The sequence below is a fragment of the Microseira sp. BLCC-F43 genome (genome assembly GCF_041929235.1).
Lineage (GTDB): Bacteria > Cyanobacteriota > Cyanobacteriia > Cyanobacteriales > Aerosakkonemataceae > Microseira.
The window spans coordinates 16,969-33,795 of sequence record NZ_JBHFNP010000243.1 but is presented as its reverse complement, the minus strand read 5'-3'; the positions used below and the strand labels follow the sequence as shown (position 1 = coordinate 33,795).

Genomic DNA, 16,827 nt, shown 5'->3' with positions numbered 1-16,827 from the left:
TACCAATGACCAATTACCAATGACCAATTACCAACTAAAGGAGTTAATCAATGTCTGCTACAACCGATGAAATTCTGGAAAAACTTAAAACGCTGACCCTGCTGGAAGCATCTGAACTGGTCAAGCAAATTGAAGAAACCTTTGGCGTCAGTGCAGCTGCACCCGTTGGCGGGATGATGATGATGGCTGGACCTGGTGCTGCTGCTCCTGCTGAAGAAGTGGAAGTGCAGACCGAATTTAACGTGATTCTGGAAGAAGTTCCCGCCGACAAGAAGATTGCCGTTCTGAAGGTGGTTCGTGCTTTGACTGGTTTAGGTTTGAAAGAAGCCAAAGATTTGGTGGAATCTACGCCTAAACCAGTTAAGGAAAGCGTCAAGAAAGAAGAGGCTGAAGACATCAAGAAGCAACTGGAAGAATCTGGGGCAAAAGTTAGCATCAAGTAAGCCTTCAAGTTTGAACGAATCACGCCAGTCCCCACCCTCTTACAAGGTGGGGAATGATAGTAGTAAAAAAAGAGGGTATCTTAGAGAAGGTTTCGCCTAGGATGCCCTCTTTTTTGACGACTTACGCAAGACGAGGCCACCTGCTTCTATTGTTCCTGTGAGGCTGAAGCGCGATCGCTTTTCAGTTATGGGGAAAAGTTGGCGATCCCCCACCACCCACCAAAAAACAAAACTGGCTCAGCAGCGGGTGTCGCTGGGTAAGTCGAGAACGGCGGACAGCTACTCTAGGCGCTGGTCAATTAGAGCGATGAGTTGAGCTATGCTTTGCTGTTCTTCTTTGAGCAGTTCCTTGAGTTGGCGCATCTGCTCCTGGTTCGGCGGACGGTGTACCAAGTCATCAACGAAGTCTAGCAAGGGAGACTTTCGTCTGCGGCTCAAAGCGCTTTCGGTATTGAGTTTCTCCCAGCGCTCTTGGGCAGCTTTCGCCCTTTCTAGTCCCAGCTTGGTTTTCGCTATGCGCTGCGCGGTGCGCTCAGGTGTGAGACATTTTCTGCCAGTCATCCTCATCTCCGTAAATATCTCTTAGTTGTTGTTCCAGTTCAGTTAGTTTCTCGCTGTGCCTCCCATCTTCATGTTCTACGGCATCGGTTCTGCTTTCTAGATGCTCAATAGATCAATCCAACGCTTCCACAAAACTTTCTAGCGTATCCATTGGGTCGGGTTGGGGCGTGTCGCCCTTAGGGCTATTGTTGTTAGTCATGGTTATTGCTCGCGGATGTCTGGATGGAAGAAACTGGCGATCGCGAAAGCTGTATCAACAGCGATATGTCTGCGGCACGCAATCGCGTTCGCCAGCGTTGCTACAAAGTTGTTATCGAGTTGTACACCAATCAGTTAGTGCGATTGAGCGGGATTCGTTTGGTAACAATACTCATGTATTCACCCGGAGTTGGAGCAGGCATAAGGAAACTCCACTCGCTAATCTGAGCAAAATTGAGCCTGTAAAGCCAGCGAATCGTGTACGTGACTCCGTAGCTCGATCCAAAAACCATTACCCTTACTACTTCATGGTCGCCCGTTGCACCTGGCAAGCTGTCCGTACCAGGAATGACTGACGGCAAAGTATCGCCTTCTCCAGGCACAAAACCCAGAGTTTGGGAGTAAACCAATCGGGGCGGGAAACTTAGTGCTGTTCCCCAGCCAATGCCAAAATTTGTCATGATAATTGAGCCTCCTATTAGCTCTAGGGGGTGTAGTCGCGTGGGGGATGTGCTAGATCCTCTGCGCGGCGCGTTTACTTGTAGGCTAAATCATAGCATTATACAGGTACTAAAGATTTAAAATTTTAAAAATTTAGACGCTGAGACAGCCGCAAGAATCGATCCACCGAGCAACAAGCAAGAACATGATAGTCACAGCTGCCAGTTACAAAATTCTCTTGACCCTCATCCCTCCACATCCCAATAAAACAGGTGAAGACGCCAGGAATGCGATCGCCTCATCGGGACTTGCACTGTTCAATACTGGCATCCCACGGCTGGCAGTGTTTCAGAAGGCTGCTTTGGGGGAGTACCAGTTAACCAAGTTAAAGGTGATTCCTACGCTGGTATTGCTTGGCGGTGCTATTTGAAATTGGGGAAGGAAATCTTACTATGACTAAAAAAAAGGACGGTAACCAGTTTGATGATTTGTCTAGAGCTGTTAAAGGTGGCGCTGAAGATAACCCACAACCGAAAGAGAAAAAGCAGGCTAAGGGTAACAATCCTGAATATGTGAGTACTACATTCTATCTGCCCAAACAGCTACATCGGCAGCTTAAGATGGCGGCTGTAGATGAAGACAAGGAAATGTCGGAAATTGTGGCAGAGTTGGTCGATCGGTGGCTTAAGTCGAGAAAATCCGATGGTTAAATGTTTGAGTGTTTAAAAACCTGGCTTTAAAAGGCGATCGCACCCACACCCGTGTGTTGATGGGGCAGTCAACGCCGTAGCGACTGGTGAAGGTAATTTATAGCGGAGTAACCGATAACTCTGTTAAGCAACGTTTACGCAGTTGCAAGGGAAAAGTAGCGATCGTATGTGACAGTTGCGTAAGTCCAGATTTTCTCATGATGCGTACTTGTTCATGCTGTGTCCCTACAGGGTCTTCAATGGGGGTGTGATACAACATTGTGGGGGCAGGGCATAGTGAACATTTTCTGCAGATAGATACTTATTCATGCCGAATTTTATCGAGGGCGTCAACTGGAAATTAAATCCCAAAAAATGCCGGAAAAAGATGTCGGTGATTCTAAATATAGAAGGTTAAATTACCTGCGATATGCTGATGATTTCCTAGCTGTATTCATTGGAACGCTTCAAGAGGCCAAATAAATTAAGCAAAAGCTCAAGGCATTTTTAGCTGAAAATATTCAGTTGTAACTGTCACCAGAAAAGAGCAGGAATTACCGACGACGAGGCCAGAACCCCGGTTTATTCGTTGATACATTCCCGCTGTTATGCGGGACAATTTAATGAATACTAAACATTTACTCTCTTGGCGCTGGAAGAATATCTAATTAAACCAAGCACTCCAGGCACAGAGAACACAGAGATAAGAGAAAAGAAGAGATGGGTAATTTTAGGGCGCTCTGGGAGTAAAAATTGGTTTGTTAATTTCTGGTACTGTACCTCATAATAGCGGGAACCTCTGTATTTGGTTCCCAAACAAACGATTTTTCGTATAAACCGGGATGCAAATATTAGTTCAAGATGCCGACAATAAGCATATTGGGCAATGGGGTAAAAAACTAGCTTGACTAAGTGAGCAGGAGGGTATGGCATTACACAGTCGTCGTTATCTGGATGTGCGTCTGTCGCTTTATTCCCTGTCGGGGCGATCGCTCTGGAGCATTCCTGACCTGAGTTCCCAGCTGCCATTCTCTAGCAGTTCCAGTAGTAGGTGATGATACTCCACCAAAGTCGGACGGTGTCCGACGCTGATGTAAGTTGTTCCGGTTTTTACAAGATGCTGGTACAGATTTTTCTCATTTTTGATATCCAAAGCGCTAGTTGCCTCGTCCAGGACGGCATAACGGGGTTTAGCGATAAAAAGGCGAGCAAAAGCAATTCGCTGTTGTTCTCCCAAGGAAAGGATATCAGACCAATCTTTTTCGACATTCAATCCACCGAATCTCTCACATAAGTTTGGCAACCCGACTTGCTCCAGAACGCGATAAAGTTCCTCGTTATCAAGTTGACTGTCATTATTAGGATAAAGAATTTGGTCGCGTAGCGTGCCCAGAATCATGTAAGGTTTCTGGGGTAGGAACAACATCTCACTAAGATGAGGGCGAATAATTGTCCCCGTACCCGAGTTCCACAACCCTGCAATCGCTCGCAAAAGGGAACTTTTACCGCAGCCACTTGTGCCCATTATCAGTAGTCCTTGTCCCCTTTGCAGTTCTAATGATAAATCTCTCACCAGAGTTTTTGAGTAATTGGGGGTTTGCAGCGTCAGATGCTCGACGATCAAGCGAGAGTCTGGGATAGTATCGAGCGTCGGTGGTACAACTATCAGGCTGTTTCTATTTTTAGATTGTTGTTCTAGGTAGCGTTTAAGGCTATATAGTCGGTCGATTCCCGCCACAAAATTAGTTAAAGACTCAAATCGATAAATAATAAAATTCAACGCTATGAAGAAAGTTAAAAAAGCACCTCCCGCCTCAGAGACTTTACCTACTTCCATCTCTCCCGCTAAGACTTTGGGAGCTAGGATTATTCCTGGAAGCACGAAAGGAAGAAATTTATAAGGCTGGGTTACTAAATTAAAATTAAATTCCCATAATATCATCCGATTGAAATTATCAAACACATCGTTAAATAACTTTTTAGTATGGCTCTTCTCTTGGAACTCCCCACGATAAAAAGCAATTGATTCCGAATTTTCGCGGATTCTGAGCAAACCAAACCGAAAATTGGCTTCTTTTCTAAGCTGCTGGAAACGAAGTCTAACTAAAGGCTGACCGAAAACTGCAATGGTTATGACGGTGCCGCTCAATCCATAGGCTACAATTAAGAGGACAAGAGGCTGATAAATATTCCACAGAACACCGCTAAAAGCAACTATTTGGAACCCAGCATTGAGCAGCCCGATAAAAAAATTTAAAGCATCTTGAGTAAAACCTTTAATATCTTCACTAATACGCTGGTCAGGGTTATCGATTTCCCCCTGCCAACCCAGGTAGTAAAATCCCCGATTTTCTAAATATTTTTCTAAAAAATAATTCGTCAACCACCGCCGCCAGAAAATACCTATTTTATTGCCTAAATAACCGAAACCTGCCAAGATGGGAACGTAAATTAATAAAACTATTATAAAGGTTAGTACAGCTTGCCAGAACCGCTGTGAATTTTTTTGAGATAAGGCAGAAATTAAAACTCCTTGCTGCTGATTTAATACTACGCTCAGAGCTGTGTTGCCTATTAGTAATAAGCCCAATAACAGTAATAGACCAAACGCCCCTAGTTTCTCGCTTCCCAACCAGTACAGCTTTGCGATCGCCCAAAACTGCTTCCATGAGGTCATGTTTAACCGATTCATCAGAAATTAGATCAGGTAAGGGGATAAGCGGATACCCCTGTCATGAGGCGAATAACTTCTCCCCTTATGTGAATAACTGCCTGACAGGGCATCTAATGATGCAATATTAGTATCGGTCACTCCGGTGGACAATTTGGCAGTATTTGTGATTGATTTTTTCGATTGTACTGCTAAAGCAATTAAATACCACATTCCCAATATCATTAAGTGGCTAAGAAACGGTATAAATCCGAATCAATCGGAGTAAATTGATATCGATACCCATCACTCCGATGCACGGGGAACTCGTTCTTGTTGCTCACGGTTTTGTCTTTACCTTGGACAACTGCGACTACTTGCTTTGCAGCTTTCCTGATGCGAGCCAAAACTGAAGTATTCTCATCGATTCGATATCGCACAATGTCACCTGCCTTGTAGTCTTTTCTAACCGTCTTAGGTGCGTAACCTTGTCGAGGGAAGCCATACTTGTCCATCGTCACAAATTGCCGATTTCCATGCCCATTGCACTTCACTCTCAAAGGTTGATGAGTCAATAATTTCAATCCCTCTATCGCTCCAACACAGGTAGCGTCAAGCCAATGAGTCTTGGGCAATCCCAGTCGAGTGCGATTGAATTTGGTTAATCCACCTGAGCCAGTGCTGACAGGTAACTCGGTTTCTTTGAGAGCATTAAACAATGCCCATCGGGTCGAATTAACCGCACTGGCATCCTTTAATGGCTGCTTGGCCCCAGTCAAAACCTTCTTCAACCTATCAGGTTTTCCTGATAGGAAATCTTTAATGTCTTCGTTCCCTTTTGCTTGATTACAGGCACGACAAGCCAAAGTTAAATTAGCAACCCTGTCCGTGCCACCTTTGGATTTTGGATGGATACGATCAACCTCTAAGGGAATATTTTCTGCATCACAATAAGCACATTTCCTTCCCCACTTTTCCAGAAGATATTGCTTGACTTCGTAGCCAAACAATTCGCCTTGCTGGTACTCCACTCCAGAGATTTCTGGATTTTCGATTTTCTGTAAATCAAATCGCACTAACTCCAGACAAATCTCTTTGATTGGAGTTAGTTTTATTAACCGCCTCACCCAAGTACTTACTGTATCTACTCGATGCTGAAGGCTAGGTGCTAACCATCCTTCAGGACGATGATGCTTGCGCCATTTCCGGTATCTGGTTTGGCGATTTCTCCGGCTACGACGCACTGCACTTCGCTTTAGTAGTGACTGGCTAATTTCTGAGCCTCTGTGTTCTAGTTCCATGCCCCAAATTACGGAGTCACCATCAAGTAATGCCAAACCTGTAAACTTAGAACCGGGATCTATTTTGAGTGTCAAGAAGGGGGTGATTTCTTGATTTACTTCCTTATTTAATCTAATCGTGAACGGGTAAAGCCTAAACCGATGAGCTTTACCTACCTTTTGCAGGATTCTCGCTACTTCCGGCAGGCAAGGTTTTAGTGGTTTTAGGTTTCGATCTACGACGAAAACATGATTGGCAAACATTGTTGTGTTTGGCTCTTATTGCTAGTGTGGTTTGCTTCGCCAATGCTATTAGGCTTGTTGATAGAGTTAGGTGTTCCGTCTAGTTGAATTTAGCTGATGTTCCCGCTCTGACCGCTTCTAGCTAGCTAACCGATTGAGTCATGACCTAATAGCGTAGATCTCAAGGATCTTAAGCTGGGCTAAACATGGGGAAGGAATTACTCCGAATCCCTACGTTTTATTACGTTTCAACGATTAGCCTCCTACCTTGCTGATACCCCAGATTATAGCCTAGTTTCCACAACCACTGACCAAGTTCTTCCTTGCGGCGAATCCGCAGAAACTCCCCACCCATAAGCCTCCAATCTGGAGCTATATTATCCACCAAACGTAAGTATATTCCTGAAGATTGGTGTTTTTTTTGCAGCATGACGGCATACTTACCAAAAACATAGGCTTGACGGTAAATGTCAGTTAAGCTATGACGAAGGCGATAGTGAACGATCAGGTTTGGGATGTGGTGCAGCTTGGTTCCAGCTAACTGTACTCTCCAACTATAATCAATATCATCGCCGATGATTATAGACTCATCAAATCCGCCGATCGCTTCATGGACTGAGCGTTTAACCCCAATAGTATATCCTCCGGCAATAGGGTATTTAATAAAACTTTTCTCCCTGAGAATGCCATCTTCCCACCCGTCTACCAGCCTACCCCCTGTTCTCGCCTTAATCGCCCAAGGTTGGTTAAGTTTCTTGAGATCGCAATAGCCTGCCACGAAATCATACTGAGAGAGTGCCTCCCCCATAACCGCTACCCAACCAGGTTCAACTTCGTCGTCAGCCTCGCAGAAGGCAAGGGCAGCGCTTGCCGCAACCTGTGCCCCCACATTCCTGCCGTGAGGAGCTCCGCGTCTGTCTGAAGAATCAACTATCCGTAAGTTCGGTAGCTTTTCCCGATACTGTTCTGCAATTGCTGTGGTGCGATCCCTCGAGCCACCATCGGAAATAATCACCTCCCAGGGTTCTGACCATTGCTGGTTAGCTAGGGCTTCCAGTTGAGCGGCGATGGTACGCTCTGCATTTAAACAAGGTATAATGACACTTAGTTTCATTTCTCCTTTAATTTTCTCCTTCAACCAATTTTTAATTGTTTTTCTAATGGCAGCTTGATTTTTTGATAAAACTGCTAGTTATTCTTCTAAATTCTTTCTTTGGATTTGTGGCAATTGTTATTCTGAGTTAGTTGGCGCATTAATTTGCTTGGCTCTATCTCCTTCAAATGCCTGAATTTGGTTTTTAAGGTAGCTGACTAATTGCCTTTCTGCTGCCAGCAATTCCTCTAAATTATTGTTTTTATTCTGTAAATCTTCTACGAGCTGGCATTTTTCTAGTAAAGCTGCATCTGACCTTTCTGCCCATTGCCGCAACTCATGGGAAGTTTGCTTTTCCTGTATTAAATTTAGTTGTAGTCTTGCTGCCATCATGGCAACATCCCATTTACTAATTATATCCTTAGCCACTTCCACAGCTTCATAATCAGCATTAGCTAGGCGTTCATTGGCTTCTGCCACATCCCTTACTGCGAATAAATTTGCATAATAATATTGCGGTTTAATTGATTCAGGTATAAGGGTAAGATTAGTTGCATCGAAGCAACAAAGAGTGTAACCAAAACTTTCTATAATAGTTCTTAATTCTCTAGTGCTACTACCAGCAGCTTCAGCATTTGCTTCCGTAAATTCTATCATCAATAGCGGAAATTTCCCGGCCTTTATTGATTTATTTGCTCCTCTCAAAACGAAGGTTTCCCATCCTTCAACGTCTATCTTAGCCAGGTCTACTCTATTAATACCTAAATTTATTACTACATCATCTAACGTTAACTGTTCTACTAAAACTTTTTCTTGACCTATGTAATTATCTGTTTTCGCCCCTTTTGCAAAAGTGCTAAAAGCCGACATTCCAGGCTTACCTAACAAAAGTTCTCCACAACCTTTTGTTTCTGACAAACCTAAATTTATTGCGGTAAAACAATCACAACCCACATTTCTTAGATTGTGTTCATATAGCTTAAAACATATTGGATTTGGTTCAAATCCTACTATTTTACCATTGTTACACAATCGCTTTGCAGCAATACATGAGAAAAGACCAGCATGAGATCCGCAATCAAAAAAAGTATCGCCTTGTCGCAAGTATAGCCATAAAAATGCTTGTTCGGGTCCCTCAAAAATACCTTGCTCCAAGAATTGACCAACCAAATCATTCGTGGGAGTACGTAGCACTCCTACATAAGGAACTTTAACATCAAAGTATCCTAGCTGTTGATTAGCTATTGAATATCGGTTTATCCTAACAAACTCTAAATTTTCCTTTACCCCTTCAGCTAATGATGGAGTATAAACTAAGCGAAATCCTTTGTTAGTCAAATCCTCTACGACCTCTTCTTTCCTTAGCACATTTTCATAATTTTGCTCCTCGTACACTTGAATCACAATTTTTTTAATGCACCGAATATATTCACCTGCACCCTTTAACACCTGTAATTCATAGCCATGTGCATTTATCTTTAGTAAGTCTATTTCTGCAATATTGTTTTGCGCTACGAAATCATCTAGACGAGTCACATTAGCCTTTATAGTCTTGACTCCCATTTTTTCTAGGTCAGACTGTGATTCGCTACTATAGTCTTCCTCTACCATTAATGATGTATAATTCTTATTATCTACGTAAAAATTTGATACGCCTTCTTCCTCTCCCATAGCTGTACAAAAAGCGTGAAGATTGGGCAGTCTATGGGAGCGAATTTGTTCTAATAATTCTGGTACGATCTCGATTGCATAAACAATATTGTTGATATCTTGACAAAATGGTATTGAAAATCTGCCATCATGAGCGCCAACGTCAACTATTATCATCTTGACCTTTCACATTTTTAAGTAACTATCGCGCACTCAACCCGAGGGAATAATCCCCCTTGGCTATTAAGCAGCTTACACGCTCAACCCAGAACTATTCAAGAAACGTTTAGAACTTGGATTGCTCGTCATTCTTCATTCCCGCTATTGGTAAATGCTGCTTTCAAAGAGCTACTCCGCTCACGATAAACCCCAGTATTATCGAACGCCAAAGAAAGATTAATTCGGTAAGACTCCGGTTTCATGTTGGCAAAGCGAAAAGAATCAGTTTTATGAAAGGTACTTGCGTCAAACAGAAGTGCGCGATTGCATTTGTAACTGACACTGACCGTTTGACCTGCTGTATAATCTTTGACATACTCTTCTGACCAGACATAGGACAGAGATTTACCAGGCGGTGGTTCCAAGGGGCGTTTTACATCAAAAAATATCAGACCACCCCCAGAGGAATCTAAGTTATACTCCTCTGGTGTAAGCCAGATGTTTAATGTTAAAGCCCCTATGTCAGAATGCAGCTTTCCAGAAGCATTTCTGGGGTACATTAACGCCCAATGCTCTATCATATCGTACTCAGAAAACAGAGACGGGCAAAGTGCTTTAATCGATTTAGCAATCGTAAAAATTGTCTCGATACCAGGTTTCATATTGCTAAAAATGGATTCACCCATGTAATCCTGGTTACGCCATCCTGGGTGATTAAGCAACTCTTGATGAAGCTGCTGGCAAACATCAGGTTGGAGGAAATCATCTATTACGGCATAATTGTACGGTGCAGAATTCTCGTATGCTTCTAACACCGATTCCCACTCCCGTGGAGCAATACAACAAAGCTCTAATACATCTTTATTCACGCCTGTCCTCCCTTTTTTTACTCAAAGCATTTTTTTTACTCAAATCCCTATGACTGACTGACTGTATATTTTCTCAGGATGGGAGGTCAGCAGTGAAATTTTTAGCTTAATTTAAGCTTACTACTGCCGAGCGCTGCCCCTCACTTATGCCTCTTTATACCAACTAACGTCAAACCCTATAGTGCTTTTATTAACAATCAAAGCACCATCTTGTTTTTGCGGTCAGGCATCAAATTTTACCTCAAATTTTCTGAATGCCGAGCTTAAACCCAAGCTTCTCCTCAATTGCTTTTATCTCACTAATTGCAGGTAACATATTATTTCTATCATTTTGCCACTTCATTAAGCTCTTCTCCTCCTCTGTTAGATCTTGTTGATTGTACAAGGCAGTCAACCAGTCAAATAGACCATCGACACTCACATCTTCAGGTGGAGTTACCCTATTCATCGTCCGCTCTCCAGAGGATGCCAATGCCATTTCTATCAACTCGCGCAGTTTCCCCTGAGTAGGCAGACATAAACACATGAGCATCAACATTTGAATTTGGCGAATTTCATCTCTGTCACCACCTCTGTTTTTGATCCCATTATTCATAATATCCTTATCTCCCTCAAGCTGTTAAAGACATTAAAATATTTATCCTTTTTTTCATTCATTGTCAAGTTAAAATCTATTAATTTATTAGCAAAATCTTTGACACCTAAGTCTATACCAACCGATTGAACTGATTGTATAATTGGTGGAATCTTGTCAACATAAGCGTGGGTGCGAATGAGACAAACCATCTATCTGCTGTACTCGAAATAGTTCGCTTGAGCAAGTAAACGGGATTCTTTGAAAGATTCTAAAGTATCCTAAGCCAGGGATTGAGATCGATTTGCCTGGGTGAAGTATTTGACGATTTGTGAACGGAATCATATCATGTCCGGTCGATTACCCATAAAAAGACGCCGGGACACGGCACGATTAACCTTATCTGTTTGTCCGAGATATCTCTTTAGCCTTAGTCCCTACGCAACGACTCTGTGCGGTTTTTTTATTATGGGCAATTCAACGGACATCATATCATTGGTTCACCCAGGTCAGGATACACCGGGTGACTTTTTCAGTACTGTGAAACTGTCTCCCCTTTTTTTAGATTTGAATTGTCAGATTGTGAGATAAATCTTGATGACCAAGCGAAATACGTAGATATTTTGCTACTTTGTGCTACGTCGGGATTTTTCGGATAGACTCTAGATCGGAATCCGCATCAGAGACTTGATCCCATAGACATTGTTCTGCATCCGCGAATCCTCAAAAATTTGATTGAGTAAGTCAAGGGTTGCATCAACTGCCAAAGAGCGAGCCTTAGAAAAACCAGGGCGACTGTCATCGTCCTTATTCAGACCGCTAGAGCATACGATAGGAACACCATGACGACACTTTCCTGTCGGAACACCACAGGCGACTTGATTTTCCAGGAGGAAATATCCAGAAGTCAACTCAGTTAAGCCTGCACCGCCCAGAGTTCCAGGAGCGTTGGGACAGGTTGGTGTTTCCTTGGCTGCTCCTGAGAAAACTTCCCTTCCCATTTCGGTCTTGATGTTAGGGCTACTGTGACCCAGTTCCACCCAATTGCTGTGAGCATAAAAGTCCTGAACAGTATGCAACGCTGTACCTAGATCGTTCCTAGCTGAGGTTGGTTGCGTCGGGTTGTCAGTTGTCACTTTGGCGATCGTTCTTTCTTTGAGGTCTTTCACCCGTTGACTCCCACCAACAAAGTTCTCCCCATCGAAATGCTTTTCAGAATTGAACTGGTTGGGGAGATCGTCCGTATCTTTATTCGCCTTTACAATTTGGTCGATCGCATAATCGGTGAATTTAAGTCTCTCACCACCAGCCATCACCTCGAAGTTAGCAAACACTTCTCTGGTAATTGCTTCATGGATTGGCACCTTAAAAGCCAAGGCTGGAGATTGTATGCCAAACAGCAGTAACATTCCCAACAGACAGCTCGCGATTACCCTTTTCATGTTTTACTCCCATCAACAGTCCTACTAACTCAAGTTGCTAGTTACATCCCAAGGCATTGAAACAAAGGTGAGCGGAAAAATCGTGGATTTGACGCTAAAGAAACAAAGGTGAGCGGAAAAATCGTGGGTTTGACACTGAGAAATTAACTAAGAAACCGGGTTTCTGACGCTCGGTAATGGGTATAAGTGGAAACAAACCGGGTTTCTGTGAAAAATTGTTGAGCAAGTCAATATATCTATAAAGAAACCCGATTTCTTTTCTCGTTTTCCCAATTACCCATTACCTATCTCACAAGTAGCAACTTGCGCTACTACTTTAATTTTTCAACACTTTTTTCATCCATTGACTAGAAATTTGGAACCCAAAGCTCCATCTATTCGCGCTTGTCCTATTGACAATACAATGCCAAAATAATTTACTTTTTTCGCTCTCCACTTTAAAAAATCTTACTAATTTCGGCTTTTCTCCTAGTGTTACTAGCTCTTTTGTTTCCGGATCCATGTAGCGAAAAAACGATTTCTCATCTCCATTAATATCGTTTTTGTCAAAATCTACCAAATACATTCGCCACCCAGGTTGAGTTTCGTTGGTATGCCACATTCTATAAGCATTCGGTGGATACCATAAACTTCCCGAAAACCTGACTTCAGTCCCAAAATAACTTTCAAAAAGTTCCAGCAACCTCACTTTCGCCTGGAAATACTCCTCGTATAGCGGATGTTCGACATGACGATCCAGATTAATTAAATGAAACTGACGCCAAGCATATTCAGGTTGTGGTGTAACACCCAGATCCATGTACGATCGCAAAGATTCTAGATACCGCTGCTGGAAATCGGGAGCAGTAGGGGAAACATCTGCAAACTGTAAATCTTCTTCCCGAAAGCTTTTCTCATAGACAGCCATATCCACGGTACTGGGCTTAATTTTAAGCTTTTCAAACTGTTGTGCAATTTCCCCAAATTCTGGCATTTGCGAAAACTCATACTCATAGTGATACTGTTGAGGAAAATTATTGCCATTTGTTTCTGAAGATTCTATCGCAATCAGCTCTTCCCCCTTCTTTGGCGTCTCAGAACCATTCGCTTCTGATATATCTTTACTGTTGAAACAGTAACCGTACTTAGAGGCCATTTTTATCATTTCCTCTATAGTCGTAATGGCCTTACTCTGCTGTTTCAATGCTTCTGACTGGCGGAGCGCTTCATAAAACTCTATAACACTCTCTTTTGGCATGGTTTTCTCAACAAATCACAACGACAGAATGCTAAACAACAAAATTTCTCAATATATCACCTTACACCTTTGGCGGTGCATCGAGTAGTAGCGGTGAAGGTACTCGCTCTGGATAGGCTAACCGCAAAAAGTGCATTCCAATTCCGGCTATTCCGAGCATCAAGTCGGGAAATAGATCGTTACCAGTAGAACCGCAAATCCAAGTGCGAGCTTTCTCAAACCTACGCCACTGGGCTTGAGCTTGTACGTTGGCTTCCATCCGCAAATAAGGTAACTCTCGCAGCTGGGAAAACCGCAAAAATAGCTCGGCATTTCCCGCTCTGCCGTGACACAGAGAATCATTGCCTAGCTTGTCAAAATTACGCAAGGTCGCATTCAGAGCTGCGTAAGCCTCTCGCAACATATCCTCGTCATTTTTTCCCAGAACTGCCCAAGTGGCAATGCGGCTCAAACCGATACCTGCGGCACCGTTGCACCAAGCATTGGCAAAATGCCTTTCATTCGTGTCTGCGGTCATTACCGATTTCCGCAAATCATACCAATCTCGCTGGTTTTCATCGAAATGAATTGCTTCGTAGGCAAAGCCTTGACGACCAGCCTCAATGTACTCTTGCTTGTCCAAACGGCATCCTAGCAAGATCAGTGCCCACCCCACACCGCTTCCTCCGTGGGAAAAACCAGTCAGATTACCTCGGATTAGATCCGCTCTCCCGCAAGGCCAACTTAGGGTATCGCCTTGGCGCGTTGCCTCTTGGAGCAGATGTTGAGCGCACTGAACCGCCACATCTATCCCCTTACGGTCGGTAGCCTCTGCCAAATTAAGCATGATGGGTATGATGCCACTCACTCCCATCAGAACGTCAAAATACCGATCTTCGCTAATGCGTGGGATTAGCTCATCAGTCAACTCTACTGCCAAGTCCAGCAATGTCGGTCTGTCCCATAATTGAGCCAAGTGTGTCAGCAGGTAAATCAAGCCTGCTGTTCCCTGGTATGCGCCGATAAATGTTGTTTTGCGCTGCTCTATGGCGTGCTTGAGTGCTTGCTCTGCTGCCTGTTTAAATTCTGGCTGGGGGTGTATGGCATCCAGATAAGCTAAAAATAGGCATATTCCTGCCGAACCGCTGTAGATATCCGTGCCTATATCTACCAAGCGTTTACCCGTGGCTGTATAGTCCCAAGTTTTCCAAGGAGCCTCGTTCGAGTCCGTCTGGAGTAATTCGCACAAATGCCATCCAATTTGCTGGGCATAATTAACGGCTGAAGCGATGAAGTAGGGGCTGTTGATTTCCTCTGTGGATAAGCTGGTGTAGATGTACTGATTCTGCCGAATGCGATTTTCTTCCGATAATTTCTCAATTCGCTTTAGCGCATTATCCAAGGGCGAAATCGCCAGCATCTCTGGTAGCGTTTCCTGGTAATTATAGACTAAATCCCAATTACCAGATGCCTTAGCTGTGAAAATGGGAACGTCTAATTGCCACAGAGCTGCTAACTCCATTTCTGCTAGTTTTCCCTCCTTATCCCATGGTCGCCGATGTTCTTTTAAGGTGTTGAACAGCAAATCGACTTCTAGTGGCTCGGCAAGGCATTTTGGGTGTCTGATTGCCACCATTAATTTCGAGTATGCTTCCGTTCCCCAATTAATAAACCGCACTGATGAGGGAGAGAATAACTCTTCCAGTAACTTGCCTACTTTTGTGGAGTCTTCTTTGAACCAGTTATAAACTCTGTTAAAGCCATCCACAATCGAGTCTTTATAATCCTGTGGCTGTACTAGCTGACCTTGGTAATAGATGCGATTTGTTCCTTCTACTTCGATCCGAACTCCCGGTTTATATTCTACTCCTACGCCTAATGACATCCGGCGATCGTTCACTCTAGGCACTGTATGTGGTAGTTCGTAAGATTCCCCACCACTATATCCGCTTATTTTCATCTGATTCTCAGCATCACTGTTGCTAGGCCATTCCAGCATTCCTGTTTTGAACACTGAATCCATGACAGTTCCGCTCAATTTATCCATCCCACGGGGCAATACTTCTAAAACTGTTTCACAGTCACAAATAAAAGCATTTCCCTCACTGACCAAAATATTTTCATAATGCAAATCTCCTCCACCTAATACGTGGAAAATTGCCAGAAATCCTCCTTGTTGCTGATAAAATTTTTCTACTTCCTCTCTGGTTACATCGTTATTCCCAGCTACAATAAACTCTGTGTAACCATAGTTCTCTTGACAAAGCACTCTATAATTACCAAAGTTAACAACCCTATCCCGATTTAAATTTTCTAGTAACCCTTGCATTGCTGCTTCAGATTGAATACAGCGCGGCTTGTAAACTATTTTTCCTATCTCCGATTTATTTATCTCTAATTCAACGATGACTACGCTTTTACCACCAGCATGATTATCTGATTTCCCCAACTTGAATGATTTAATTTTCGATATTGGTTTTCCCTCAAAGAAAGTCTTGCTGATTCGAGCTATATCGCTCCCTAAACGCCGAATCAGTTCTTCCCCATAATTGCACTCAAAACGAGTTATTTGTGCCAACCAACGCGCCATTACCGGAAATTGGGAATAAAACCGATGATAACACCAACCGTTTTCAAAGGTTTCTTCTAAGTAGGCAATATAAGCCTCTGGATTATCTACCGATTTATCAACATTCTTTTTGCTGCAATAAACATTAATATTTGCTTCTATAGCCCAGGCTAAGGCAAGATCAAAGCGATTGAGCAGGTGAATTTGAAATTCTCTCACCACTTGATCCACAATCTCACAGTTCCCCAAAGTAGCATTAACTTCCTGGCGCACAGGTTCCAATGTTTTGTACACCAACCGTAAAAATGGTTCGCACGCTTTCGCAAATTTTCCGTAGTAAATATCTGCTTCGTACCAGCCACTCCCTACAAATTCCTCTTTTGGTAAATCCAGCGTCAATATTGCAGCTTTGTATGTTTCCAGCCATTCAGTATGGGGTTTAACGAACTCGTTTCTGTTCTCTTCTGGCAAATTCGACAAATTTCGTTCGTATAATTTATAGTTTGTTAGCAGTTCCTGTACTTCTTCAATTGTTGATTTACCAATTGTTCCTTGTTCATAGGAATCCTTAATTAACTGTGCAGCCAACTTGCCTGTTAGCTTTTTAATGTTCCAGTTATCCAAAATTCCCAACTGTGCATTACACGCTACCTTTGCTTCGCCCTTAGCCAATTGTTCAACTATCAGCCTTCGCTCAGCTAAATTACTAGCACGGCAAGCCAGTTCCACAATTAAAGAATCATCAAGCAT

General features: G+C 43.1%; 14 protein-coding genes. 3 read left to right on the top strand and 11 right to left on the bottom strand.

Going from position 1 to position 16,827, the window contains the following annotated elements:
• The first annotated feature begins 50 nt into the window (after positions 1–50).
• The gene (rplL, locus tag ACE1CM_RS32955) at positions 51–443 is read left to right on the top strand and encodes a 50S ribosomal protein L7/L12 (RefSeq protein WP_374883103.1); all 393 of its coding nucleotides are present in this window, start codon (positions 51–53) and stop codon (positions 441–443) included.
• A gap of 279 nt (positions 444–722) precedes the next feature.
• On the opposite strand, the gene ACE1CM_RS32950 is transcribed toward rplL, so the two are convergent.
• Positions 723–1,004, bottom strand: coding sequence for a hypothetical protein (locus ACE1CM_RS32950; RefSeq protein ID WP_374883102.1), 282 nt, complete (start codon positions 1,002–1,004; stop codon positions 723–725).
• Between the two features lie 329 nt (positions 1,005–1,333).
• Positions 1,334–1,663 (bottom strand): hypothetical protein, encoded by a 330-nt coding sequence (locus ACE1CM_RS32945; RefSeq protein WP_374883101.1) that lies wholly within the window; start codon positions 1,661–1,663, stop codon positions 1,334–1,336.
• A 185-nt stretch (positions 1,664–1,848) separates the two neighbouring features.
• Between ACE1CM_RS32945 and ACE1CM_RS32940 the strand changes: the two genes are divergently transcribed.
• Together ACE1CM_RS32940 and ACE1CM_RS32935 are read left to right on the top strand one after the other, a co-directional pair.
• Positions 1,849–2,073 carry a hypothetical protein gene (locus ACE1CM_RS32940; protein WP_374883100.1) on the top strand — a complete coding sequence of 75 codons (225 nt, stop codon included), beginning with the start codon at positions 1,849–1,851 and terminating at the stop codon, positions 2,071–2,073.
• A gap of 22 nt (positions 2,074–2,095) precedes the next feature.
• Complete coding sequence (locus ACE1CM_RS32935) at positions 2,096–2,353, top strand: CopG family transcriptional regulator (protein ID WP_374883099.1); 258 nt, start codon at positions 2,096–2,098, stop codon at positions 2,351–2,353.
• Between the two features lie 949 nt (positions 2,354–3,302).
• On the opposite strand, the gene ACE1CM_RS32930 is transcribed toward ACE1CM_RS32935, so the two are convergent.
• From ACE1CM_RS32930 to ACE1CM_RS32890, 9 genes are all read right to left on the bottom strand, one after another.
• Entirely contained in the window at positions 3,303–5,024 is a 1,722-nt protein-coding gene (locus tag ACE1CM_RS32930; RefSeq protein WP_374883098.1) for an ABC transporter ATP-binding protein/permease, read from the bottom strand.
• Positions 5,025–5,227: 203 nt separating this feature from the next.
• On the bottom strand, positions 5,228–6,526 hold the full coding sequence (iscB, locus tag ACE1CM_RS32925; protein WP_374883097.1) for an RNA-guided endonuclease IscB: 1,299 nt from the start codon (positions 6,524–6,526) through the stop codon (positions 5,228–5,230).
• A 220-nt stretch (positions 6,527–6,746) separates the two neighbouring features.
• A complete protein-coding gene (locus ACE1CM_RS32920; protein ID WP_374883096.1) occupies positions 6,747–7,619 on the bottom strand; it encodes a glycosyltransferase in 873 nt (290 codons plus the stop codon).
• A gap of 117 nt (positions 7,620–7,736) precedes the next feature.
• On the bottom strand, positions 7,737–9,425 hold the full coding sequence (locus tag ACE1CM_RS32915) for an FkbM family methyltransferase (RefSeq protein ID WP_374883095.1): 1,689 nt from the start codon (positions 9,423–9,425) through the stop codon (positions 7,737–7,739).
• 128 nt (positions 9,426–9,553) lie between these two features.
• Positions 9,554–10,276: a hypothetical protein gene (locus tag ACE1CM_RS32910; protein WP_374883094.1), complete on the bottom strand. Its 723-nt coding sequence runs from the start codon at positions 10,274–10,276 to the stop codon at positions 9,554–9,556.
• A 241-nt stretch (positions 10,277–10,517) separates the two neighbouring features.
• Positions 10,518–10,871: a DurN family substrate-assisted peptide maturase gene (locus ACE1CM_RS32905; RefSeq protein ID WP_374883093.1), complete on the bottom strand. Its 354-nt coding sequence runs from the start codon at positions 10,869–10,871 to the stop codon at positions 10,518–10,520.
• A 641-nt stretch (positions 10,872–11,512) separates the two neighbouring features.
• Positions 11,513–12,292 carry an HET-C-related protein gene (locus ACE1CM_RS32900; RefSeq protein ID WP_374883092.1) on the bottom strand — a complete coding sequence of 260 codons (780 nt, stop codon included), beginning with the start codon at positions 12,290–12,292 and terminating at the stop codon, positions 11,513–11,515.
• Positions 12,293–12,608: 316 nt separating this feature from the next.
• Positions 12,609–13,529, bottom strand: coding sequence for a Nif11-like leader peptide family natural product precursor (locus ACE1CM_RS32895; protein ID WP_374883091.1), 921 nt, complete (start codon positions 13,527–13,529; stop codon positions 12,609–12,611).
• 61 nt (positions 13,530–13,590) lie between these two features.
• Positions 13,591–16,827, bottom strand: coding sequence for a type 2 lanthipeptide synthetase LanM family protein (locus ACE1CM_RS32890; protein WP_374883090.1), 3,237 nt, complete (start codon positions 16,825–16,827; stop codon positions 13,591–13,593).